The 21,503-nt window shown below is 60.3% G+C and carries 20 protein-coding genes; 14 read left to right on the top strand and 6 right to left on the bottom strand.

The window, feature by feature from the left end:
• Positions 1–108 precede the first annotated feature (108 nt).
• Positions 109–1,593 carry a helicase HerA-like domain-containing protein gene (locus AC07W0_RS08005; protein ID WP_102617332.1) on the top strand — a complete coding sequence of 495 codons (1,485 nt, stop codon included), beginning with the start codon at positions 109–111 and terminating at the stop codon, positions 1,591–1,593.
• A gap of 4 nt (positions 1,594–1,597) precedes the next feature.
• On the opposite strand, the gene AC07W0_RS08000 is transcribed toward AC07W0_RS08005, so the two are convergent.
• The gene (locus tag AC07W0_RS08000; RefSeq protein WP_017847108.1) at positions 1,598–2,053 is read right to left on the bottom strand and encodes a DUF721 domain-containing protein; all 456 of its coding nucleotides are present in this window, start codon (positions 2,051–2,053) and stop codon (positions 1,598–1,600) included.
• 294 nt (positions 2,054–2,347) lie between these two features.
• Between AC07W0_RS08000 and secA the strand changes: the two genes are divergently transcribed.
• The 3 genes from secA to AC07W0_RS07985 all read left to right on the top strand — a co-directional run bounded on the left by secA (position 2,348) and on the right by AC07W0_RS07985 (position 7,389).
• Positions 2,348–5,083, top strand: a complete 2,736-nt coding sequence (secA, locus tag AC07W0_RS07995; protein ID WP_102617333.1) for a preprotein translocase subunit SecA — start codon at positions 2,348–2,350, stop codon at positions 5,081–5,083.
• A gap of 124 nt (positions 5,084–5,207) precedes the next feature.
• Positions 5,208–6,425 carry a bifunctional glutamate N-acetyltransferase/amino-acid acetyltransferase ArgJ gene (argJ, locus tag AC07W0_RS07990; RefSeq protein ID WP_026140046.1) on the top strand — a complete coding sequence of 406 codons (1,218 nt, stop codon included), beginning with the start codon at positions 5,208–5,210 and terminating at the stop codon, positions 6,423–6,425.
• A gap of 19 nt (positions 6,426–6,444) precedes the next feature.
• Positions 6,445–7,389 (top strand): Nudix family hydrolase, encoded by a 945-nt coding sequence (locus AC07W0_RS07985; protein WP_102617334.1) that lies wholly within the window; start codon positions 6,445–6,447, stop codon positions 7,387–7,389.
• A 115-nt stretch (positions 7,390–7,504) separates the two neighbouring features.
• Here AC07W0_RS07985 and AC07W0_RS07980 read toward each other — a convergent pair whose 3' ends face one another.
• The 3 genes from AC07W0_RS07980 to AC07W0_RS07970 are packed head-to-tail and all read right to left on the bottom strand — an operon-like array spanning position 7,505 to position 11,086.
• Positions 7,505–8,083 carry a cob(I)yrinic acid a,c-diamide adenosyltransferase gene (locus tag AC07W0_RS07980; RefSeq protein WP_102617335.1) on the bottom strand — a complete coding sequence of 193 codons (579 nt, stop codon included), beginning with the start codon at positions 8,081–8,083 and terminating at the stop codon, positions 7,505–7,507.
• Between the two features lie 2 nt (positions 8,084–8,085).
• Positions 8,086–10,122 carry a sensor histidine kinase gene (locus AC07W0_RS07975; RefSeq protein ID WP_102617345.1) on the bottom strand — a complete coding sequence of 679 codons (2,037 nt, stop codon included), beginning with the start codon at positions 10,120–10,122 and terminating at the stop codon, positions 8,086–8,088.
• Between the two features lie 46 nt (positions 10,123–10,168).
• The gene (locus AC07W0_RS07970; protein WP_046490063.1) at positions 10,169–11,086 is read right to left on the bottom strand and encodes a putative 2-dehydropantoate 2-reductase; all 918 of its coding nucleotides are present in this window, start codon (positions 11,084–11,086) and stop codon (positions 10,169–10,171) included.
• A 123-nt stretch (positions 11,087–11,209) separates the two neighbouring features.
• Between AC07W0_RS07970 and AC07W0_RS07965 the strand changes: the two genes are divergently transcribed.
• A complete protein-coding gene (locus tag AC07W0_RS07965; protein WP_017847115.1) occupies positions 11,210–11,695 on the top strand; it encodes a YajQ family cyclic di-GMP-binding protein in 486 nt (161 codons plus the stop codon).
• A gap of 135 nt (positions 11,696–11,830) precedes the next feature.
• Complete coding sequence (locus tag AC07W0_RS07960; protein ID WP_017847116.1) at positions 11,831–12,673, top strand: mechanosensitive ion channel family protein; 843 nt, start codon at positions 11,831–11,833, stop codon at positions 12,671–12,673.
• A 191-nt stretch (positions 12,674–12,864) separates the two neighbouring features.
• On the opposite strand, the gene AC07W0_RS07955 is transcribed toward AC07W0_RS07960, so the two are convergent.
• Positions 12,865–14,163, bottom strand: a complete 1,299-nt coding sequence (locus AC07W0_RS07955; RefSeq protein ID WP_102617336.1) for an OprD family porin — start codon at positions 14,161–14,163, stop codon at positions 12,865–12,867.
• Positions 14,164–14,906: 743 nt separating this feature from the next.
• On the opposite strand from AC07W0_RS07955, the gene AC07W0_RS07950 reads away from it, so the two are divergent.
• The gene (locus tag AC07W0_RS07950; RefSeq protein ID WP_046382253.1) at positions 14,907–15,332 is read left to right on the top strand and encodes an HIT domain-containing protein; all 426 of its coding nucleotides are present in this window, start codon (positions 14,907–14,909) and stop codon (positions 15,330–15,332) included.
• Between the two features lie 3 nt (positions 15,333–15,335).
• Positions 15,336–15,542, top strand: a complete 207-nt coding sequence (locus tag AC07W0_RS07945) for a SlyX family protein (protein WP_017847119.1) — start codon at positions 15,336–15,338, stop codon at positions 15,540–15,542.
• Positions 15,543–15,608: 66 nt separating this feature from the next.
• Here the strand turns inward: AC07W0_RS07945 and AC07W0_RS07940 are convergent, their stop codons facing one another.
• The gene (locus AC07W0_RS07940) at positions 15,609–16,211 is read right to left on the bottom strand and encodes a cold-shock protein (RefSeq protein ID WP_010566142.1); all 603 of its coding nucleotides are present in this window, start codon (positions 16,209–16,211) and stop codon (positions 15,609–15,611) included.
• Positions 16,212–16,639: 428 nt separating this feature from the next.
• On the opposite strand from AC07W0_RS07940, the gene AC07W0_RS07935 reads away from it, so the two are divergent.
• The 6 genes from AC07W0_RS07935 (at position 16,640) to ruvC (ending at position 21,490) form a co-directional block, all read left to right on the top strand.
• Positions 16,640–17,113: a Dps family protein gene (locus tag AC07W0_RS07935; RefSeq protein ID WP_102617337.1), complete on the top strand. Its 474-nt coding sequence runs from the start codon at positions 16,640–16,642 to the stop codon at positions 17,111–17,113.
• A gap of 182 nt (positions 17,114–17,295) precedes the next feature.
• Positions 17,296–17,637: a ribbon-helix-helix domain-containing protein gene (locus AC07W0_RS07930; protein ID WP_017847121.1), complete on the top strand. Its 342-nt coding sequence runs from the start codon at positions 17,296–17,298 to the stop codon at positions 17,635–17,637.
• A 182-nt stretch (positions 17,638–17,819) separates the two neighbouring features.
• Complete coding sequence (locus AC07W0_RS07925) at positions 17,820–18,041, top strand: FmdB family zinc ribbon protein (RefSeq protein WP_026140049.1); 222 nt, start codon at positions 17,820–17,822, stop codon at positions 18,039–18,041.
• A 109-nt stretch (positions 18,042–18,150) separates the two neighbouring features.
• On the top strand, positions 18,151–19,926 hold the full coding sequence (aspS, locus tag AC07W0_RS07920) for an aspartate--tRNA ligase (RefSeq protein ID WP_017847123.1): 1,776 nt from the start codon (positions 18,151–18,153) through the stop codon (positions 19,924–19,926).
• A gap of 135 nt (positions 19,927–20,061) precedes the next feature.
• Positions 20,062–20,808: a YebC/PmpR family DNA-binding transcriptional regulator gene (locus AC07W0_RS07915; protein WP_046490070.1), complete on the top strand. Its 747-nt coding sequence runs from the start codon at positions 20,062–20,064 to the stop codon at positions 20,806–20,808.
• A 157-nt stretch (positions 20,809–20,965) separates the two neighbouring features.
• Complete coding sequence (gene ruvC, locus AC07W0_RS07910) at positions 20,966–21,490, top strand: crossover junction endodeoxyribonuclease RuvC (RefSeq protein WP_017847125.1); 525 nt, start codon at positions 20,966–20,968, stop codon at positions 21,488–21,490.
• Positions 21,491–21,503 lie beyond the last annotated feature (13 nt).

Below are 21,503 nucleotides of genomic sequence, written 5' to 3'. Positions count from 1 at the left end.
GCCCTGTGAGGTCCCTGTAGGAGCTGTCTGATCTGTTTTTAGACTTTGTGGGTCTTACATTGATGTGTATCGACCTTGCGGCACGAAAGATTAACCATAGGTGACGAAATGCCTGACTCCACGCAACTCCTTATCGGCGCCGGCCTCGATGGCCAGCCCATCGCCCAGGCCATGCGCCTGGCCAATCGTCACGGGTTGGTTGCCGGTGCCACGGGCACTGGCAAGACCGTCACCCTGCAACGCCTGGCAGAAGCGTTCAGCGATGCGGGCGTGGCGGTATTCGCCGCGGATATCAAGGGCGACCTTTGTGGTCTCGGCGCTGCGGCCAACCCCCAGGGCAAGGTGGCCGAGCGCATCGCCGGCATGCCTTTCCTGAATTACACGGCCAAGGCGTATCCGGTCACGCTGTGGGATATTCACGGTCAGTCCGGTCATCCATTGCGTACCACCATCAGTGAAATGGGGCCGTTGCTGCTCGGCAGCCTGCTGGAGCTCACCGACAGCCAGCAGTCAGCGTTGTATGCCGCCTTCAAGGTAGCGGACCGCGAAGGCCTGTTACTGCTGGATTTGAAGGACCTCAAGGCGCTGCTCAATCACTTGCGCTACCACCCGGAACTGCTGGGTGAAGATGCGGCGCTGATGACCACCGGCTCCAGCCAGGCGCTGTTGCGGCGCCTGGCGGTGTTGGAGCAGCAGGGCGCGGAAGCGTTGTTCGGCGAGCCGGCGCTGCAGCTCGAGGATATTTTGCACCCCACCAGCGATGGTCGCGGGCGTATCCACCTGCTCGACGCCAGCCGCCTGGTCCACGAAGCCCCCAAGGTGTACGCAACCTTCCTTTTATGGCTGCTGGCTGAACTGTTCGAGCAGTTGCCCGAACGCGGCGATGCCGATAAACCGCTGCTGGCGCTGTTTTTCGACGAAGCGCACTTATTGTTTGCCGATACGCCCAAGGCCTTGCAGGACCGCCTCGAACAGGTGGTGCGGTTGATTCGCTCGAAAGGTGTGGGTGTGTATTTCGTCACGCAATCGCCCGGGGACTTGCCTGACAGCGTGTTGGCGCAACTTGGCTTGCGTATCCAGCATGGCCTGCGCGCATTCACCACCAAAGAGCAGAAATCACTGCGCGCGGTGGCGGACGGTTTTCGGCCCAATCCGACATTTGATGCGTTGTCGGTCCTGACAGAGCTGGGCACCGGTGAAGCACTGGTGGGCACTTTGCAGGAAAAGGGCACGCCGGAAGTCGTCCAGCGCGTTCTGGTCGCGCCACCGCAATCGCGGATCGGCCCGCTCAGCGACGCCGAACGCGCCGCCCTGATTGCCAGTTCGCCGTTGCAGGGCCGCTATGACAAGCCGATTGACCGCGAATCGGCCTATGAAGTGCTGATGGCGCGCAAGGCGTTGGGCCCGGCCGAAGCCGAAGAAGCCAAGCCGGTGAGCGAAGAACCGAGCTTTACCGACAGAGCCGGGGCATTCCTCGGGACTGCGGCCGGCAAGGCGCTCAAGTCAGCCATGCAACAGGCCGCCAATCAGGTGGGGCGCCAATTGGTGCGGGGCTTGCTGGGGTCGTTGCTGGGCGGCAGCAAGCGTAGATAGCCGATCAGGCTTTGGGCTTGGCGTGCGCGGCGAGGCGTTCCAGCGCCGCGCGTAAACCCGGATCGCTGATGCCGTCGGCCGTTGCCTGAATGGTTTCGGCCGCATTCGCCGATAAATCCATGGTGTGCCCCGCCGCGCCTTGCGGAACGGTCGGCGGTTGCACCTTGAATTGGATACGCGTCAGGCTGGCAAACTCGTCAAACGCCATTAATTGTCGCTGCAAGCGTTTTTGCTGATAGCGCAAGCGTGTCGCCCAATGGCCGTCTGTGACAATAAGCAGCAGGTTGCCCTCGCGCCACGAGGCGACATGGCAATGTTCCCGCGCTGCCGGTTGCAATTGGCTTTCAACCAGGCGTTGCAGGTGGCCCAGGCGTTGCGCATGGCTGAAGATGGCTTTCAACGGCTTGGCTTCGCGAAGCAACACGCTGGGCGCGCGGGCTGTAAGAGGGCGAAACGCCATGATCAGACACCTTAAGTAACAGAGCCGCCATCTTAGCAGAAAGCGCCTGTGGACCCCCAGGCAATGCATTGGCGGGGCTTTATCTGCGAAATCAATGCACTCCATGGGTTGAAGTTCCGGTAAAAGCCCTTATTTTAAATGGGCCCTCTCACGGGCTCATGCCTGCATTGGGGAACAACGCCACTTTCCTCACCCACGATTCCGGGTAGAATGCGCGTTCGCATGCGCCCGTGAGGGCCGCTCGGGCCACTCACGGTGCGCCCTCCATCCCTATGTGTGGAAGAACCTGCCGATATGTTTGCGCCTTTGTTAAAGAAACTTTTTGGAAGCAAGAATGAGCGCGAAGTCAAACGCATGCTCAAGACGGTGCAGCTGGTCAATGCCTTCGAAGAGCAGATGGTTGCCCTTTCGGACGAGCAATTGCGCGCCAAGACCGAAGAGTTCAAGGCCCGCATAGCCAAAGGTGAAACCCTCGACAAGTTGCTTCCCGAAGCCTTCGCGATCGCCCGTGAAGCCGGTAAGCGTGTCATGGGCATGCGCCACTTCGACGTCCAGCTGATCGGCGGCATGACCTTGCATGAAGGCATGATTGCCGAAATGCGTACCGGTGAAGGCAAGACCCTGGTGGCGACCCTGGGTGTTTACCTCAACGCGCTGTCCGGCAAGGGCGTGCACGTTGTGACGGTGAACGACTACCTGGCCCGCCGTGACGCCAACTGGATGCGCCCGCTGTATGAATTCCTCGGCCTGACCGTCGGCGTCGTGACGCCGTTCCAGCCGCCGGAAGAGAAGCGTGCGGCCTACGCTGCCGACATCACCTACGGCACCAACAACGAATTCGGTTTCGACTACCTGCGCGACAACATGGCGTTCAGCATGGAAGAAAAATTCCAGCGCGAACTCAACTTTGCCGTGATCGACGAAGTCGACTCCATCCTCATCGACGAAGCCCGTACCCCGCTGATCATCTCCGGCCAGGCCGAAGACAGCTCGCGCCTGTACACCGAGATCAACAAGTTGATCCCGCGCCTGGAGCAGCACATCGAGGAAGTGGAAGGCGTGGTGACCAAAGAAGGTCACTTCACCATCGACGAGAAGACCCGTCAGGTCGAACTCAACGAAGCCGGTCACCAGTTCGTCGAAGACATGCTGACCCAGATCGGCCTGCTGGCCGAGGGCGAAAGCCTGTACTCGGCCCACAACCTGGGCCTGCTGACCCACGTGTATGCCGGTCTGCGCGCGCACAAGCTGTTCCATCGCAACGTCGAATACATCGTCCAGGACGGCCAGGTCGTCCTGGTTGACGAACACACCGGGCGTACCATGCCGGGTCGTCGTCTGTCCGAAGGCCTGCACCAGGCCATCGAAGCCAAGGAAGTGCTCAACATCCAGGCCGAAAGCCAGACGTTGGCTTCCACCACCTTCCAGAACTACTTCCGTCTGTACAACAAACTGTCCGGCATGACCGGTACGGCCGACACCGAAGCGTTCGAATTCCACCAGATCTACGGTCTGTCGGTTGTGGTCATCCCGCCGAACAAGCCGCTGGCGCGTAAAGACTTCAACGACCTGGTGTTCCTGACCGCCGAAGAGAAATACGCGGCGATCATCAACGACATCAAGGACGGCATGGCCCAGGGGCGTCCGATCCTGGTGGGTACCGCGACGATCGAAACGTCTGAGCACGTGTCCAACCTGCTCAACAAGGAAGGCATCGAGCACAAGGTCCTCAACGCCAAGTTCCACGAAAAAGAAGCCGAGATCATCGCCCAGGCCGGTCGCCCCGGCGCGCTGACCATCGCTACCAACATGGCCGGTCGTGGTACCGACATCCTGTTGGGCGGCAACTGGGAAGTGGAAGTGGCTTCCCTGGACAACCCGACTCCCGAGCAGATCGCCCAGATCAAAGCCGACTGGCAGAAACGCCACCAGGCGGTGCTGGAGTCCGGCGGCCTGCAGGTGATCGCGTCCGAGCGTCACGAATCGCGCCGTATCGACAACCAGTTGCGTGGGCGTGCCGGTCGTCAGGGTGACGCCGGTTCCAGCCGTTTCTACCTGTCCCTGGAAGACAGCCTGATGCGTATCTTCGCCTCGGATCGGGTGAAGAACTTCATGAAAGCCCTGGGCATGCAGTCCGGTGAGGCGATCGAGCACCGCATGGTGACCAACGCCATCGAGAAGGCCCAGCGCAAGGTCGAAGGCCGCAACTTCGACATTCGTAAGCAACTGCTCGAGTTCGATGACGTCAACAACGAACAGCGTAAAGTGATCTATCACATGCGTAACACGTTGCTGGCCGCCGACAACATTGGCGAGACCATCGCCGATTTCCGTCAGGACGTGCTCAACGCTACCGTCAGCGCACACATTCCGCCACAGTCCCTGCCAGAACAATGGGATGTTGCCGGCCTGGAAGCCGCGTTGAAGAGCGACTTCGGTGTCGACTTGCCGGTTCAGCAGTGGCTGGACGAAGACGATCACCTGTACGAAGAAACCCTGCGCGAGAAGCTGATGACCGAGCTGCTGGCCGCGTACAACGAGAAAGAAGAGCAGGCGAGTGCCGAAGCGCTGCGCACCTTCGAGAAACAAATCGTACTGCGCGTGCTGGACGACCTGTGGAAAGACCACCTGTCGACCATGGATCACCTGCGTCACGGTATCCACTTGCGTGGCTACGCCCAGAAGAACCCGAAGCAGGAGTACAAGCGCGAGTCGTTCACGCTGTTCTCCGAACTGCTGGATTCGATCAAGCGCGATTCGATTCGCGTGCTGTCCCACGTTCAGGTGCGTCGCGAAGACCCGGTCGAGGAAGAAGCGCGCCTGCGTGAGGAAGCCGAGGCACTGGCGGCGCGCATGCAGTTCCAGCATGAGGAAGCGCCAGGTCTTGAGGCGCCTGAGGTCTTGGGCGAAGAGGTCGATGTGGCCCTGGCTCAGACTCCAGTGCGCAACGAGCAGAAGCTGGGCCGTAACGAGCTGTGCTGGTGCGGTTCGGGCAAGAAGTTCAAACACTGCCACGGCGAAATCAACTAAGATTTTCGCCTGACGCTGCAACACCCCGCGCCGCGACCGGCATCAGCCGTCGCGGCGTTTTGCCATTAATTCCCACCGTCGAACGCGACGGCACAGACATCATCTATTTTTAAGGAGCGCATTCATGGCTGTTGGTCTTGGTCCTTTGCCCACATTGCACCCGGTTGCCGGTTTTGAACTCGGTATCGCTTCGGCCGGCATCAAACGCCCGGGGCGCAAGGATGTCGTGGTGATGCGCTGTGCTGAAGGCTCGACCGTCGCCGGTGTGTTCACCCTCAACGCCTTCTGCGCCGCGCCGGTGATCCTGGCCAAGCAGCGCGTGGCCGGTCCGATTCGTTACCTGCTGACCAACACCGGCAATGCCAACGCCGGCACCGGCGAGCCTGGCCTGGTCGCCGCCGCGCGGACCTGCGCCAAACTGGCACAACTGGCCGGCGTCGACGCCAGCCAGGTGCTGCCGTACTCCACTGGAGTGATCGGTGAGCCGCTGCCGGTGGAAAAAATCGAAGGCGCCCTGCAAGCCGCGCTGGATGACCTGTCTGTGGATAACTGGGCGGCCGCCGCCACCGGCATCATGACCACCGACACCTTGCCCAAGGGCGCGAGCCGTCAGTTTGTGCATGACGGCGTGACCATCACCGTCACCGGCATCAGCAAGGGCGCGGGCATGATCCGCCCGAACATGGCCACCATGCTTGGCTACATCGCCACCGACGCCAAAGTCTCCCGCGACGTGCTGCAGCGCTTGATGCTGGACGGCGCCAACAAGTCGTTCAACCGCATCACCATCGACGGCGACACCTCCACCAACGATTGCTGCATGCTGATCGCTACCGGCCAGGCCAACCTGCCCGAAATCACCTCCACCAGCGGCCCGCTGTTCGCCGCGTTGAAGCAAGCGGTGTTCGAAGTGTGCATGGATGTGGCCCAGGCCATCGTGCGTGACGGCGAGGGCGCCACCAAGTTCGTCACGGTTGAAGTCAACGGCGGCGGCAACCACCAGGAATGCCTGGATGTCGGTTACACCGTGGCGCACTCGCCGCTGATCAAGACCGCGTTGTTCGCCTCCGACCCGAACTGGGGCCGTATCCTCGCCGCCGTCGGCCGTGCCGGCGTGCCGGACCTGGACGTGAGCAAGATCGACGTGTTCCTCGGTGACGTGTGCATCGCCAGCCGTGGCGCCCGCGCCGAGAGCTACACCGAAGCCCAGGGTTCGGCGGTGATGCAGCAGGAAGAAATCACCATCCGCATCGAGCTGGGTCGCGGCGAGTGCAGCGAAACCATCTGGACCACGGACCTGTCCCACGAGTACGTGAAGATCAACGCGGAATACCGTACCTGAAGCCCGGAGGATAAACGCGGTGAAACGAGTGCATGTAGCAGCAGCGGTGATCCGCGGCGTCGACGGCAGAATCCTGCTGGCGCGCCGCGCCGATACTCAGCATCAGGGCGGCCTCTGGGAGTTTCCCGGCGGCAAGGTGGAGGCCGACGAGTCGGTCGCCACGGCGCTGTCCCGCGAGTTGCAGGAAGAGCTGGGCATCCAGGTCACCATGGCGCGACCGTTGATCAAGGTGCAGCATGATTACCCGGATAAGCAGGTGTTGCTGGATGTCTGGGAAGTCTCGGCCTTTACCGGCGAGCCACACGGCGCCGAAGGTCAACCCCTGGAATGGGTCGCGGCGCGTGACCTGCTCAACTATGAGTTCCCGGCGGCCAATGCGCCGATCGTTGCCGCCGCACGGTTGCCCGGCGACTACCTGATCACACCGGGCGAGTTGGAAACCGCGCCGCTGTTGCGCGGTATCCAGAAAGCCATCGCGGGCGGCATCAAGCTGGTGCAACTGCGCGCCCCTAACGGTTACGACCCCAAGTACCGTGACCTGGCGGTAGACGCCGTGGGCCTGTGTGCCGGCAAGGCGCAACTGATGCTCAAGGGCCCGTTCGAATGGCTGGGGGATTTTCCCGCGGCCGGTTGGCACATGACCTCGGCACAACTGCGCAAATACGCAAGCAAGGGCCGACCGCTGCCGAAGGATCGCTGGTTGGCGGCGTCTTGCCATAACGCCGAGGAACTGGCGCTGGCGGAATTGATGGACGTGGATTTTGTCACGCTGTCGCCGGTGCAGCCGACCCAGACCCATCCCGATGCCCAACCGTTGGGTTGGGAACAGGCGGCAGAGCTGATCCGCGGGTTCAGCAAGCCGGTGTATCTGTTGGGTGGCGTTGGGCCTGCTGAGCGCGAGCAGGCATGGGATGTCGGCGCCCAAGGTGTGGCAGGGATTCGGGCGTTCTGGCCGCAAGATTGATCTAGCGTTTGCTGGCCTCATCGCGGGCAAGCCCACTCCCACATTGGAAGGTGTTCACAAATCCAAATGTGGGAGTGGGCTTGCCCGCGATGGCGCCAGACCAGACACCTGATAATCAGTGGGGTTTGGCCGCCGCCTGCCACAAAATCTCCGCCACACCCTGGCGCTTGGCAATCACCCGCGCCGCCACAAACAGCAAATCCGACAGCCGGTTGATATACGCCAAAGCCACCCCCTCCAACGGTTCAACCGCATTCAGGTGCTGACAGCGGCGCTCGGCACTGCGTGCTGCGCTGCGGCACACGTGGGCCTGGGCGATCAGCGCTGAGCCACCGGGCAAGATGAAGTTCTCCAGCGACCCGACCTCTTCGTTCCAGCGATCAATCGCTGCCTCCAGCCGATTCACCTCCGCCGCGTTCAGCGCTTTGTACACCGGCATCGCCAGCTCGCCGCCGAGGTCGAACAGACGATGCTGGCAAGGCGTCAGCACTTCGATCACATCCTTCAGATGCGGATGCTTGCCGCTTTGCTCTTCAAGGCCGGCCAGCAACAAGCCCAGCTGACTGTTCAACGTGTCGACTTCGCCGATGGCTTCCACCCGCGGGTGGTCCTTGGGCACGCGGCGACCGTCGCCGAGCCCGGTTTCACCCTGGTCGCCGGTACCGGTGTAAATCTTCGACAGGCGAAAGCCCATGATCAGTGCTCCAGTTGGGTAAGTTCAGCGGGGGACAATTGGCTGCCGGCCAGGGGCAGGCGCAACGTGAAGCAGGTGCCTTGGCCCGGGGTGGAATGCACTTCCATCTGCCCTTTGTGGTTATTGGTGATGATGAAGTACGACACCGACAACCCCAGCCCGGTGCCCTGGCCGATTTCCTTGGTGGTGAAGAATGGCTCGAAGGTGCGTTTGCGCACGTTCTCGCTCATGCCGATGCCGTTGTCTTCGACCTGGATCTCCGCCCAGGGCGGGTTGAGGCGGGTGCGCAGGATGATGCGCCCCGGCTCGCGGTCGTCTTCGCGCTGGTGAATGGCCTGCGCCGCGTTTTTCAGCAGGTTGAGCAGCACCTGTTCCAACTCGTTGGCGGTGCCGGGCACCGGGCCGAGCTGCGGGTCGAACTGGCGGATGATCGCCTGGCCCTTGAAGTCGAAGCCGATCGCCAGGTCAAAGTCGTTGCCGGCGATTTCCACCGCCTGGTCGATCAGCGCCGGCAAATCACACGGTGCCATCTGCCGATTGCTGCGCCGGCTGAAACTGAGCATGTGGGTGACGATTTTCGCCGCCCGCGCGCCGGCCTGCTGGATACCGTCGAGCAATTGTGGGACTTCGCGGCTTTGCAGGTAGCGGTTGACCGTCTGCAGTTCGATGCCCACTTGTTCGGCGTGTTCCAGGTTCTTGGGCAGGTCGGGGGACAGCCGGCGGCGGATGTTCTGCACGTTATGCAGGATCGCCCCCAGCGGGTTGTTGATTTCATGGGCCATACCCGCAGCAAGGCCGCCGACGGAGAGCATCTTCTCCGACTGCACCATCATTTCTTCCAGGGACAGGCGCTGGGTGATGTCATCGATCCGGATCACCACACCGCGCCCGGCGCCGCCCATCAGTGGATAGAACGTCAGGGCGTAATGCTTGGATTCATCGTCCTTGACCCAGGTGACACGCTCGATGCGCTCCACCGTGTGTTGCTCGACCGTGGCCTTGATCTGCGGCAGGTAGGGTTTGAGCGGCTGGAAAGCGAGGTAGATCGGCTGGTTCAGCGCTTCATCCAGGCGCGTGCCGGAAAGTGCGGTGGCTTCCTGGTTCCACTGGGTGACATAGAGCTGTTCATCCAGGGCGATCAGCGCCGAGGGCATCGAGTCGATGATGCTGTTGAGATAGTTCTGGAAACCGGTGAGTTTTTTCTCAATCTTGCTGCGCACCTGGACTTCCAGCTCCAGTTTGCGGTTGGTATGGCGGGTTTCTTCGGCCAGGCCCTGTGCCTGGTCGTAAGCCGCCTGGGACTCATCGCGCGCGCGCTTGAGCTGCTGCTCGCGGGCCTCGATGCGCGACAGCATGGTGTTGAAGGCTTCTGCCAGGCTGCCGATCTCGTCATGGTTGCCACGGCCGGCGCGCAGGGCGTAGTTCTCTTCGCGGGTGACCTGGCGCGACAGCTCTTCCAGCTCATGGATCGGCCGGGTGATCAGGCGCTTGATCTGCCGGGCGATGACCAGCCACAGCAGCACGCTGAAAATTAGGATGCCCAGGCTCGCCGTCAGTGTGCCGGTATAGAACGCCACCGGTAGCTCACTGCTGGCCACCAGCAACAAATGCCCGGAAGGCTGGCCGGGGCGGGGCAGGGTGATGACTTGGTTACTGCGAAACTCGGTGAGGCGCCAGGCTTCGATATCCCGGTAGTTGCCCGGCAGGTGCAGGCGGTCGCCGTGTTGCATCTGCGCCAGGCGGTTGCCCTCGGCGTCGTACAACGCGGCTGCGCGCAGCGGCGAATAGCTGGTCAGCTCATTGAGCAGGGCGTCGGCCTTGGCCGGAGACTCAAGGGCTTCGGCGGCAAGCGCCGGGTTGGACACCAGCCGGCCAATCGCCTGCAGCGCCTGGGGTGCCATGCTCTCCTGGGAGATCCAGTAAGCGGCGCTGATAAAAGTCAGGTTGGCCACCAGTAACACAGTGGTCAGCAGCACCAGCAGGGCGGCCAGCAGTTTCTGCCCTACCGGTAGGTTTTCAAGACGCTGGCGCAGTGGCATCAGGGGTTTCACAGGTAATAGACGAGTGGGCAGGGTAGCGCGTGCCTCAGTCGCGGGGCAATCCGCGTGCAACCAGCTGGTCGACGAGGCGCGTGTACACCTGTTGCAGATGCGGCAGCGTCAGCCGATGCCGAGCGGCGGCCTGGCAGGCGTAGCCCAGCAGGTAGCTGATTTCGGTGCGCCGCGCGCTGGCCACGTCCTGGTACATCGAAGAGTAATTGGCCGCCGTGGCCTGGATCACCCGTTCCACTTCCGTCTGCAGGTCTTGCGCCGCTGCCGGCTGGCCGCAGCATTGCAGTAGCTCGGTGAGTTCGGCGCACAAGGTTGCGACTTCACACTGATGGGCTTGCAGGCCGCCATTGCGGCATTGGTACAGCACGGTCAGCGGGTTGATGGCGCAATTGAGTGCGAGCTTGCGCCACAGGCGCGTAAGAATGTCGCTGCTCCATTCGTGAGGGATGCCGGCGGCGCGCAAGTCGTCCAGCCACACCGGGGCCGTGGGGTGACTGGCGTCCCCCAGCCAGGTGTAGCCGTGGCCGGCAAACACCACGCGCCAATCGCCGTCGCGAAACGCGCCTTCGGTGCTGGAGGCAAAAATGCAGCGGGCCTGGGGATATTGCGCGGCGACGGCGTCCTGGCTGCCCAGGCCGTTCTGCAGCAGGATCAATTCGACGCCGGGCGCGAGACGCGATTGCAGGTGTGCGACGGCGCTTTGGGCGTCGTAGGCTTTGCACGCCACCAGCAGGCGATGGATCGGCTCAGGGCTGTCAGGCGTTTCGCCGAGTACCGGGTAAGTGTGCGCTACGCCGTGCTCCACCAGGGTCAGCCCGTCGGCCGCCTGATAGCTGGCCAGGCGTGCCGCATCGCGCAGGATCAACTTCACCGGCAGGCCGGCGCGGGCCAGGCGGGTGGCCCACAGCGTGCCGAGGCTGCCGGCGCCGAGAATATGCCAGGTGGTCGACATCAGTTTGTGCTCCGTAGGGTCGCTCACAGCGAATGGGGCGAAAGAACCGCTATAATGCCCCGGCATTTTAGCTTGGGCGCGCTCCATCTCTACTGAGCCCGCCCCTTATATTGGAGAAATGACATGCCTTCGTTCGACGTGGTATCCGAACTGGACAAACACGAAGTCACCAACGCCGTCGAGAACGCCGTCAAGGAACTGGACCGTCGCTATGACTTGAAAGGCAAGGGCAGTTTCGAATTCAAGGAAAAGGAACTGACCGTCAACCTGACCGCTGAAGCCGATTTCCAGCTGGAAGCGATGATCGAGATCCTCAAGCTCGCCCTGGTCAAGCGCAAGATCGACGTGCAGTGCCTTGAAGTCAAGGATGCCTACGCGTCCGGCAAGCTGATGAAGCAGGAAGCCGTCCTCAAGGAAGGCATCGACAAGGAACTGGCGAAGAAGATCGTGGCGCATATCAAGGACGCCAAGCTGAAAGTCCAGGCCGCCATCCAGGGTGAGCAGGTGCGCGTCACCGGCAAGAAACGTGACGACCTGCAAGAGGCCATCGCTGCCCTGCGCGCCAAGACCTTCGAGATGCCGCTGCAGTTCAATAACTTCCGCGACTGATGGCACTTTGGGGAACCTGCGGCCGTTTTTGACGTCCCACGCCCCAGAACCTGCGCCTGCCATTGAGCCCTTCGGGGCTCAATTGCGTTAGTGGGCACAAAAAACGCCGTACATCCGGCAAACAGGAGAATGTAGATGGATTTGAACGCTGAAGTGGATCACCTGATCAAGACCTCCCAGTCGTGGATCCCGATGATCATGGAATACGGCAGCCGGGTATTGCTCGCCGTGATTACCCTGGCCATCGGCTGGTGGCTGATCAACCGCCTGACCCACAGAGTGGGGCGTTTGCTGGCCATCCGTAACGCGGACCTGGCGCTGCAGCACTTCATCACCAGCCTGGCGAACATCGTGCTGAAGGTCATGCTGATCGTCAGCGTGGCCTCGATGATCGGCGTGGAAACCACCTCGTTCGTCGCCGCCATCGGTGCCGCGACCCTGGCCATCGGCCTGGCCTTGCAGGGTAGCCTGGCCAACTTCGCCGGCGGCGTGCTGATTCTGTTGTTCCGCCCGTTCCGCATCGGCGACTGGATCGAAGCCCAAGGTACGTCCGGTACCGTCGACAGCATCCAGATCTTCCACACCGTGCTGCGCACCGGCGACAACAAGACCGTGATCGTGCCGAACGGCATCCTCTCCAACGGCATCATCACCAACACCAACCGTCAGCCTACCCGCAAGGTGGTGTTTGATGTGGGGGTGGACTACGAGGCCGACCTGCAGAAAGCCCGCGAAGTGTTGCTGGAACTGGCAAAAGACCCGCGTGTATTGGCTGACCCGGCGGCAGTGGCCGTGGTTTCGACCTTGGGCGACAGTTCGATCACAGTGTCTTTGCGGTGCTGGACCAAGACGGCGGATTATTGGGACGTGATGTTCATGTTCAATGAACTGGCGCGTGATCGCTTGAAAGCGGCGGGGATCGATATTCCATTTCCGCAGCGGGTTATTCGGGTGATGCAGGAAACAGCGGCGAAGTAATGGGAAACACTGGCACTCAACTTGGCTGAAAGGTCAGGTTTAGTGCGGGCGCGTCAATCTCGTTAGTTAGCTTGCTAGTTATTTTGCTGATGAAATAATACTGCAATAAAAAAGCCGCTCCCTTGCATGCAGGGGAGCGGCTTTTAATTTAAGGCCGGAGCCTTAAGTCATCGTTGTAATCAAACAGCTAATTACAAGATGTTCAACGGATAATTCGCGATCAGACGCAGTTCGTCGATCGACGGCGAACCGTAGTACACGCCGTCAGCCGAGCGATAAGTCGCTTGGCGTACACGCAGGCTCAGGTCTTTCGCTGGGCCGCTCTGGATCACGTACTTGGCTTCGATGTCGCGTTCCCACTCTTTACCGTTCGACGTGGTGGCGGTTTTCGCGCCGCTACCGGTTACGTAACGAGTCATGAAGCTCAGGCCAGGAATGCCGAAGGGTGCCATGTTGATGTCGTAACGTGCCTGGTAGGACTTCTCACCTTCGGCGTTGAAGTCGGAACGGGCAATGGAGTTAGCCAGGAAAACCGTGCCGCCTCCGTCTACGCCGTAGCCGTAGTCGCCGTCGCCGGTAACCTTCTGGGCTGCCAGGGTGAAGGTGTGAGCGCCGATGGTGTACGCACCTTGCAAGCTGAATGCACGGTTATCAAGCTTGGTGGTTTTGTCGTAGTAAGCGCGTTGCTTGCCTTCACCGTCACTTTTCGTGTCGTAGATATTGAAGTCCAGTGCGAAGGATTGATCCTCGCTCAGCGCATGGGTCCAGTTCAGGTTGCTGTAGTACTTGCGGAAGTAATCTTCGGTTTTCGCGTAGTACAGGCTGCCGGTGAACTCTGGGGTGAAGGAGTAGACGCCGCCGACAAAGTCGGTCTTCGTCAGGCCCAGGCTGTCATGGTAGGTCTGGTTCTGCGCGACGCTGGAGGTGAAGTGACCGCCTTCCAGTTTCAGGCCCTTGATCTCGTTACTGGTGAGCGAGATACCTTGTGGCAGCTCTGGCAGCAAACGGCTGTCGTCAGAGGCGAACACAGGAGCGGTAGTGTACTGGTCGCCGATTTTCAGAACGGTATTGGAGAGGCGGAACTTAACCGCCGCGCCGCCTTTAGAGTAATCGTCTTGCGAGCGACCATCAGAACCACTTGGGAACAAACCGGTACCGGCGCGACCCTTGCCGCTGTCGAGCTTAACGCCCATCAGGCCGATCACGTCAACACCGACACCGATGGTGCCTTGGGTGAAGCCTGATTCGTACAGGGCATTGAAGCCCAGACCGGTTTCTTCGGCGCGGCTCTTGTTCTTGCCGTTGACCTTATCGTAGCCACCGAGTGGCTCGTTGCGGAAGTCGCGGCTGAAATACAGCGCACGGGTATTGATACTGAAAGTGCTGTCTTCAACGAAGCCCTTGGCATCGTCTTGGGCAGACGCCATTGCGAACTGCGAGGTGCCTGCTGAAACAGCCAGGGCGATCATGCTCCACTTCATCACGCGCATCGTGATTTGCTCCTTTGGTTTTAGGAAGAGTACTGCCGTCCCACCTGTATTTTTATCTGGGCGGCTCTTTCTTTTTTTGTGTCCGCGTAAAGTTATATCACGCTGACTCTAATGACGATACTTACCCATCTTTCCTTTCAGCTTCTTTACGAGGCTGTCGTGAATTGCTAGGTCCATGTCGCAAATTCACAGTCCGAATGTTACCGAACTGACAACTTCAATGCTGTTTTCAAACCCTTTTCTAAGTTTGAATGCATCCTTGATACACATTGACTCGCTAGTGTTCTTATCGCGAAACACCCGCTTCCCGATGGGTGCCGTTGCCGACGATGTGGGTGTGAATGCAACAAGCGCGCCCAAACCGGTAACTGAATGTCATTTTTTCGTGAAAAGCCTCACTGCAGTGTAAAAACCGCATAAACACGGGCCTCTCAAGCCGTTCAGTTTGTCCTTGACGGCCATGCATTCCGTTGATTCGGTGGTGCATGAATCCTGTATCAGCGCGAAACGTTACCGGTTCACCCTCATGGGTGGGTACTTGGCGGATCTCTTTGAAGCACAAGTGGGTCATTTTGGTGCACTCCGATGAGTCCCGATTCAGCGTAGCTCAATTATTCGCCTGCCTCGAAAAGGGGCAGGTTTTTTATCGGGATGCGCGTTGGCGTCTGTATTCGAAGTGAAGCCGCCGGCGTTCGAAGGTATGCTGGGCGCCAGAATCTGACCTGCCGAACGGAGTGCCCGCGGTGTTCGCCTTAGATCAACGCCTGCAACAAGACACACTGACCATCGGGGACTTCCCGTTGTGCCGCCTGCTGCTGTCCAATGACTCGAATTACCCTTGGTTCATTCTGGTACCGCGCATAAACGGTATCAGCGAAGTTTTTCAATTGTCTGTCATAGATCAACAAAAACTGTGGAATGAAACGACAACCCTTGCGCAATTGCTGAGTGAAGGTTTCGGCGCCGACAAGATGAATATCGGCGCGCTGGGGAACGTTGTCAGCCAGTTGCATGTGCATGTGATCGTGCGCAAGCGCGATGACATGGCCTGGCCTGCGCCGGTCTGGGGCAAGCATCCGGCCCGGCCGTATACTGAAGAACAGGTGGCAGCGATCCGTGCGCGGTTGCGCGAGCTGTCACCTGCCGACTTCATCTTTAGCCAGGACTGAACCATGGATCTGCAAGACCGCGTGACCGACCTGGAAAGCCGCCTGGCCTTTCAGGACGACACCATCGAAACCCTCAACGACATCCTGGTCACCCAACAGCGGGCGGTCGAACGCCTGCAGCTGCAGATGACCGCGCTGCTCAAGCGCCAGGAAGAAATGGGCGGCCAGTTCGAGTCGTCCGAAGAAGAAGCGCCGCCGCCTCACTATTAATAGCCGCGCAATAAAAAACCGCGATCCAGCTTGTGCCGGATCGCGGTTTTTTTGCCTGGCTTGGAATCAGCGACGCGGCAACGCGGCGATCACATCTTCGGCTTGCAGGCCTTTGTCGCGGTTCATGACGGAGAATTCCACACGCTGGCCTTCGACCAGGACGCGATGGCCTTCGCCACGGATGGCCCGGAAGTGGACGAAGATATCGTCGCCCGAATCGCGGGAAATAAAGCCGAAGCCCTTGGACGTGTTGAACCACTTTACGGTCCCGGTATCCCGATTGGTCATGTCGTAGTTTTGCGACGCGGCCGCAGGGGACGAACGGTAGAAGCTGATGGCCAGGTGAAGAACAATGGCGACCAGCGCAATCACCAGGCTGAGCAGGATGGCCGGGTGGCCGCCGACTTCAGGCATGGGTGCCAGGAGGGTGAGGGTTTGTACGACAACAGTCAGCACCAGCAGCGCGCTGACCAGGTTTTGCAGTTGATGACGCGTGCCTTTGTTCCAGTAAGGGATCACTGGCGCCAGCGTCAGGTTAAGAAGGCCGAACAAGGCCAGGTACAGAGCGTCATGTTGTTGCAGGTAGGGCAGGCTTTCAGGCTGCAGGCTCGGGATAAAGGACAGCAGCAAAGCTGCAACGCCCGTTAGCAGGTGGACGATTTTCAACATTTTGATTAACTCACGTTAAGACGGATCACAAGGAAGAGCTGACTGGCACGGTTCGCTTCTGAACAATGGGAGGCGTTGGGCACGTGCGCGGGTATCAGCCTATGCGCTGGCCGAAGAAAATAACGGCAGCGACACGCTGCCTATTTAACAGCAAAGGCTGTGCCTACTCAAATCAAGCATTTCCGGGCGTTGCAAGGGACGCGGGCATTTCTGCGTCAAACGCTTGTCCTAGACAGTTGCAGGCGTTTTGCCTGCTGTCGGGGAAACTTTCTGTCGCGCCTAAAGCCTTCACCGTCGCGGGCCAGCGAGGCCGCGCAGGGCGATTTGCCGCACGTCGCCTCGGTGCGTCGGGCTGCACACATTGGGTACTCTTGCTAGAGTGATCCGGCACCTGATCAATGAATGCTGTTCAATTGAAGGGGATAAACATGGCAATCGATATCGGTATCAGTGAAGAAGATCGCAAATCCATCGTCGACGGGCTTTCGCATCTGCTTTCCGATACCTATGTACTGTACCTGAAGACCCACAATTTCCACTGGAACGTCACGGGCCCCATGTTCCGCACGCTGCACTTGATGTTCGAAGAGCAGTACAACGAGCTGGCGCTGGCGGTGGACCTGATTGCCGAGCGCATTCGTGCCCTGGGCTTCCCGGCGCCGGGTGCCTATTCGATCTATGCGCGTCTTTCTTCGATCAAGGAAGAAGAGGGCGTGCCCAGCGCTGAAGAGATGATCAAGCAGTTGGTGGCGGGCCAGGAGGCGGTTACGCGTACCGCGCGCGGTATTTTTCCGCTGCTCGATAAGGTCAGCGACGAACCGACGGCCGACCTGTTGACCCAGCGTATGCAAGTTCACGAAAAAACTGCGTGGATGCTGCGTTCCCTACTCGAAAGCAAGTAAACACCGACCTCGGGCGGCGCTGTCCTGGCGCCGCCCGCTTGTTTCTCCGTGCTTCCTGGCGTTGTCCTACGACTATCAACTCCCCGTCTTCTGGCTGCCCCCCGTCGTCCTGCTGTTTGATAGGCCCACTGTCCAATGGGAGAAACCCATGGACTGCTGTTTGGCAATGGAGTGTCAGGTGTATGTCACGTGGAGTGGGTAGTAGAGTGATGGAGACCTGTGGTTTTCATAAGATAAACGTCGACCCCTTTGTCAAAGGGTTCGATATGGGGCTGGCGCGGCCGTTGTCCCGATCGGTAAGGCTCAATGGGTTTTCCACTTGCCTGCGGCTGGAACAGATCTACTGGAATATCCTCACGGAAATAGCCAGGCTCAATGCCTGTTCAGTCAGTGCGCTGTTGTCTTATGTCGATCGGGAAGTGCATTTGCGCTATGGCGGCGTGAAGAACTTCAGCGGGCTGGTCAGGGTGGTCTGCGTGGTTCACGTATTGAAAGGCCGCGCTTGCCTGTCCAATCCCGAGTAATCCGGGGGTTCCGGGGCTGGCCCGGCGTTCAGGCGGGCCGGGCCTCGGGCAGAAAGCCGGCTGCGCTGCCTCGATTTACCAGATATAATCCCGCGCTTTGCCGCTGCAGGCGCTTTCTGCGCAGTGGCCTCTATCCGGAGGCCGGCGCGGCACAGTAACGATCTGATCGCCGAGACATCTCCATGCCCATGTACGACTATCAATGCGCTTCCTGTGGTCATCAGTTGGAAGCCATCCAGAAGATCAGCGACGCGCCGCTGGTCGATTGCCCAGCTTGCAAGGCGCCTGAGCTTAAAAAGATGTTGTCCATGCCGGGCTTCCGCCTGAGCGGCAGCGGCTGGTACGAGACCGACTTCAAGACCGGCTCGAAGAAGAATCTGGCGGGCGGCGACAAAGCAGACTGAGTTGAACTCTACGCGCAGGCTCCTGCATTATCCGTCCCCTGACTTATGTACGGTGACTGAGGCCAAGCCTGCCACCGAATTTCGAATTACGAGAAGTGAAACCACTACCATGATGCGCAGCCATTATTGCGGCCAACTGAACGAGACCCTGGAAGGTCAGGAAATCACCCTTTGCGGATGGGTTCACCGTCGCCGCGACCACGGCGGGGTGATCTTCCTCGATATCCGTGATCGTGATGGTCTGGCCCAGGTGGTGTTCGACCCGGACCGCGCCGAGAGCTTCGCCGCCGCCGACCGCGTGCGCAGCGAATACGTAGTGAAGATCACCGGCAAGGTGCGCCTGCGTCCGGCCGGTGCGGTGAACCCGAACATGGCGTCCGGCGCGATCGAAGTGCTGGGCTACGAGCTGGAAGTGCTGAACGAGTCGGAAACCCCGCCGTTCCCACTGAACGAATATTCCGATGTTGGCGAAGAAACCCGCCTGCGTTATCGCTTCCTGGACCTGCGTCGCCCGGAAATGGCCGAGAAGCTGCGTCTGCGCTCGCGTATGACCACCAGCATCCGTCGCTTCCTCGATGAAAACGGCTTCCTCGACGTTGAAACGCCGATCCTCACCCGTGCCACCCCGGAAGGCGCGCGTGACTATCTGGTGCCGAGCCGTACCCACGCCGGCAGTTTCTTCGCCCTGCCGCAATCGCCGCAGCTGTTCAAGCAACTGCTGATGGTGGCCGGCTTCGACCGTTACTACCAGATCGCCAAGTGCTTCCGTGACGAAGACCTGCGCGCCGATCGCCAGCCTGAATTCACCCAGATCGACATCGAGACCAGCTTCCTCGATGAAAAAGAGATCATGGGCATCACCGAACAAATGATCCGCAACCTGTTCAAGGAAGTGCTGGACCTGGAATTCGGCGAATTCCCGCACATGACCTTCGAAGAAGCCATGCGCCGCTACGGTTCCGACAAGCCTGACCTGCGTATCCCGCTGGAACTGGTGGACGTGGCCGACCAACTCAAGGACGTCGACTTCAAGGTGTTCAGCGGCCCGGCCAACGACCCGAAATGCCGCATCGCCGCCCTGCGCGTGCCTGGCGGCGCGAGCATGCCGCGCAAGCAGATCGACGACTACACCAAGTTCGTCGGCATCTACGGTGCCAAGGGCCTGGCGTACATCAAGGTCAACGAGCGTGCCAAGGGCGTTGACGGCCTGCAGTCGCCGATCGTGAAAAACATCCCGGAAGCCAACCTCAATGTGATCCTCGATCGCGTGGGCGCAGTCGACGGTGACATCGTGTTCTTCGGTGCCGACAAGGCCAAGATCGTCAGCGAAGCCCTGGGCGCGTTGCGGATCAAGCTGGGCCACGACCTGAACCTGCTGACCTGCAAGTGGGCACCGATGTGGGTCGTCGACTTCCCGATGTTCGAAGAGAACGACGACGGCAGCTTCAGCGCCTTGCACCACCCGTTCACCGCGCCGAAGTGCTCGCCGGAAGAGCTCGAAGCCAACCCGGCGGGCGCTCTGTCCCGGGCCTACGACATGGTCTTGAACGGCACTGAGCTGGGTGGCGGTTCGATCCGTATCCACCGCAAGGAAATGCAGCAAGCGGTATTCCGTCTGCTGGGCATCAACGAAGCCGAACAGGAAGAGAAATTCGGCTTCCTGCTCGACGCCCTGAAGTACGGCGCACCGCCCCACGGCGGTCTGGCCTTCGGCCTGGACCGTCTGGTGATGCTGATGACCGGCGCCCAGTCGATCCGTGAAGTGATCGCCTTCCCGAAAACCCAGAGCGCTGCGGACGTCATGACCCAGGCGCCGGGTGTCGTGGATGCCAAGGCACTGCGCGAGCTGCATATCCGCCTGCGCGAGGCGCCAAAGGCTGAGTAAGGCCGCTGCGTGAAAGCGCGATAAGGTTTTACGCAGTCAAAAAGGCGCATCTTCGGATGCGCCTTTGCGTTACAAGGGTTGTATCCCGCCTGGGGCGGGGTTGATAAGGTTTCTAGAGAATTTCGGAGTTGTGTTATGGCTGGCCATTCCAAGTGGGCGAACATCAAGCACCGCAAAGAGCGTCAGGATGCCAAGAAAGGCAAGATCTTCACCAAGTGGATTCGCGAACTGACCGTCGCCGCCCGCCAGGGCGGCGGTGACCCAGGCTCCAACCCGCGTCTGCGCCTGGCGCTGGACAAGGCCCTCGGCGCCAACATGAGTCGCGACATCATCGACCGCGCTGTGGCCCGTGGCGCCGGTGCGGCCGATACCGACGACATGGTCGAGCTGACCTACGAAGGCTACGGCCCGGGCGGCGTGGCGGTGATGGTCGAGTGCATGACCGATAACCGCAACCGTACTGCCGCGGCGGTGCGTCATGCGTTCAGCAAGTGCGGTGGCAACCTCGGTACGGACGGCTCGGTGGCCTACCTGTTCGAGCGCAAGGGCCAGATTTCCTTCGCGCCGGGCGTGGATGAAGACGCGTTGATGGAAGCCGCGATGGACGCGGATGCCGACGACGTGGTGACCAACGAAGACGGCTCCATTGATGTGTTCACCTCGTTCGCCGGGTTCTATGCGGTGCGTAACGCGCTGGAAACCGCTGGTTTCAAAGGCACCGACGCAGAAATCGTGATGCTGCCGACCACCAGCGCCGAACTGGACCTGGACGGCGCGCAGAAAGTGCTGAAGATGCTGGATATGCTCGAGGACCTGGATGACGTGCAGAACGTCTACTCGAATGCTGACATTCCAGAGTCGGTCGCCGAGCAGCTAGGCTGACGGGCGATGTGGATCTAAATGTGAGAGGGGGCTTGCTTCCGATGGCGGTGTGTCAGTCATTTATGAGTCGACTGAACCACCGTAATCGGGAGCAAGCCCCCTCCCACATTGGATTTTACCTGTATCAAAAATTGTGTTTACCCGACCTGCAGGCGTTATGACTTTAATTCTAGGTATCGACCCCGGTTCGCGCATCACTGGTTTTGGTGTGGTGCAACACACCCCGCGCGGCTGCGTGTATGTCGCCTCGGGCTGCATCCGCACCGGCGCGGGCGAGTTGGCCGAACGCCTGCAGATCGTCTATCGCGGCGTGCGTGAAGTGATCCAGACCTACAAGCCGGTGACCATGGGGATCGAAAAGGTGTTCATGGCCAAAAACGCCGACTCGGCCCTCAAACTCGGCCAGGCCCGTGGCGCCGCCATCGTCGCCGGTGCCGAGGAGGCCATGGAAATCGCCGAGTACACCGCCACCCAAGTCAAGCAGGCCGTGGTCGGCACCGGCGCGGCCAATAAAGAGCAGGTGCAGATGATGGTCATGCACATGCTCAAACTCACCTCCAAGCCGCAGATCGACGCCTCCGACGCCCTGGCCATCGCCATTTGCCACGCGCATACCCGTTCCAGCCTGCTGCCTCACGGCCTGGGGGCGGCACGTAGTCGTGGCGGGCGGCTGCGTCTCTGATAGCATCGGCGCA

The organism is Pseudomonas sp. GW704-F2 (genome assembly GCF_059423025.1).
Note: the sequence above shows the minus strand (reverse complement) of the source record. Positions and strands in the feature narration are given on the sequence as shown.

What these genes read in the sequence shown, in the direction of transcription:
- AC07W0_RS07940 (WP_010566142.1), bottom strand. Translation starts at nt 16,211, where the DNA reads ATGTTGAAAATCGTCCACCTGCTAACGGGCGTTGCAGCTTTGCTGCTG.
- AC07W0_RS07955 (WP_102617336.1), bottom strand. Translation starts at nt 14,163, where the DNA reads ATGCGCGTGATGAAGTGGAGCATGATCGCCCTGGCTGTTTCAGCAGGC.
- AC07W0_RS07960 (WP_017847116.1), top strand. Translation starts at nt 11,831, where the DNA reads ATGGATTTGAACGCTGAAGTGGATCACCTGATCAAGACCTCCCAGTCG.
- AC07W0_RS07915 (WP_046490070.1), top strand. Translation starts at nt 20,062, where the DNA reads ATGGCTGGCCATTCCAAGTGGGCGAACATCAAGCACCGCAAAGAGCGT.
- AC07W0_RS07980 (WP_102617335.1), bottom strand. Translation starts at nt 8,083, where the DNA reads ATGGGCTTTCGCCTGTCGAAGATTTACACCGGTACCGGCGACCAGGGT.
- AC07W0_RS07925 (WP_026140049.1), top strand. Translation starts at nt 17,820, where the DNA reads ATGCCCATGTACGACTATCAATGCGCTTCCTGTGGTCATCAGTTGGAA.
- argJ (WP_026140046.1), top strand. Translation starts at nt 5,208, where the DNA reads ATGGCTGTTGGTCTTGGTCCTTTGCCCACATTGCACCCGGTTGCCGGT.
- AC07W0_RS07930 (WP_017847121.1), top strand. Translation starts at nt 17,296, where the DNA reads ATGTCACGTGGAGTGGGTAGTAGAGTGATGGAGACCTGTGGTTTTCAT.
- AC07W0_RS07945 (WP_017847119.1), top strand. Translation starts at nt 15,336, where the DNA reads ATGGATCTGCAAGACCGCGTGACCGACCTGGAAAGCCGCCTGGCCTTT.
- aspS (WP_017847123.1), top strand. Translation starts at nt 18,151, where the DNA reads ATGATGCGCAGCCATTATTGCGGCCAACTGAACGAGACCCTGGAAGGT.
- AC07W0_RS07970 (WP_046490063.1), bottom strand. Translation starts at nt 11,086, where the DNA reads ATGTCGACCACCTGGCATATTCTCGGCGCCGGCAGCCTCGGCACGCTG.
- ruvC (WP_017847125.1), top strand. Translation starts at nt 20,966, where the DNA reads ATGACTTTAATTCTAGGTATCGACCCCGGTTCGCGCATCACTGGTTTT.
- AC07W0_RS07965 (WP_017847115.1), top strand. Translation starts at nt 11,210, where the DNA reads ATGCCTTCGTTCGACGTGGTATCCGAACTGGACAAACACGAAGTCACC.
- AC07W0_RS08005 (WP_102617332.1), top strand. Translation starts at nt 109, where the DNA reads ATGCCTGACTCCACGCAACTCCTTATCGGCGCCGGCCTCGATGGCCAG.
- secA (WP_102617333.1), top strand. Translation starts at nt 2,348, where the DNA reads ATGTTTGCGCCTTTGTTAAAGAAACTTTTTGGAAGCAAGAATGAGCGC.
- AC07W0_RS08000 (WP_017847108.1), bottom strand. Translation starts at nt 2,053, where the DNA reads ATGGCGTTTCGCCCTCTTACAGCCCGCGCGCCCAGCGTGTTGCTTCGC.
- AC07W0_RS07975 (WP_102617345.1), bottom strand. Translation starts at nt 10,122, where the DNA reads ATGCCACTGCGCCAGCGTCTTGAAAACCTACCGGTAGGGCAGAAACTG.
- AC07W0_RS07935 (WP_102617337.1), top strand. Translation starts at nt 16,640, where the DNA reads ATGGCAATCGATATCGGTATCAGTGAAGAAGATCGCAAATCCATCGTC.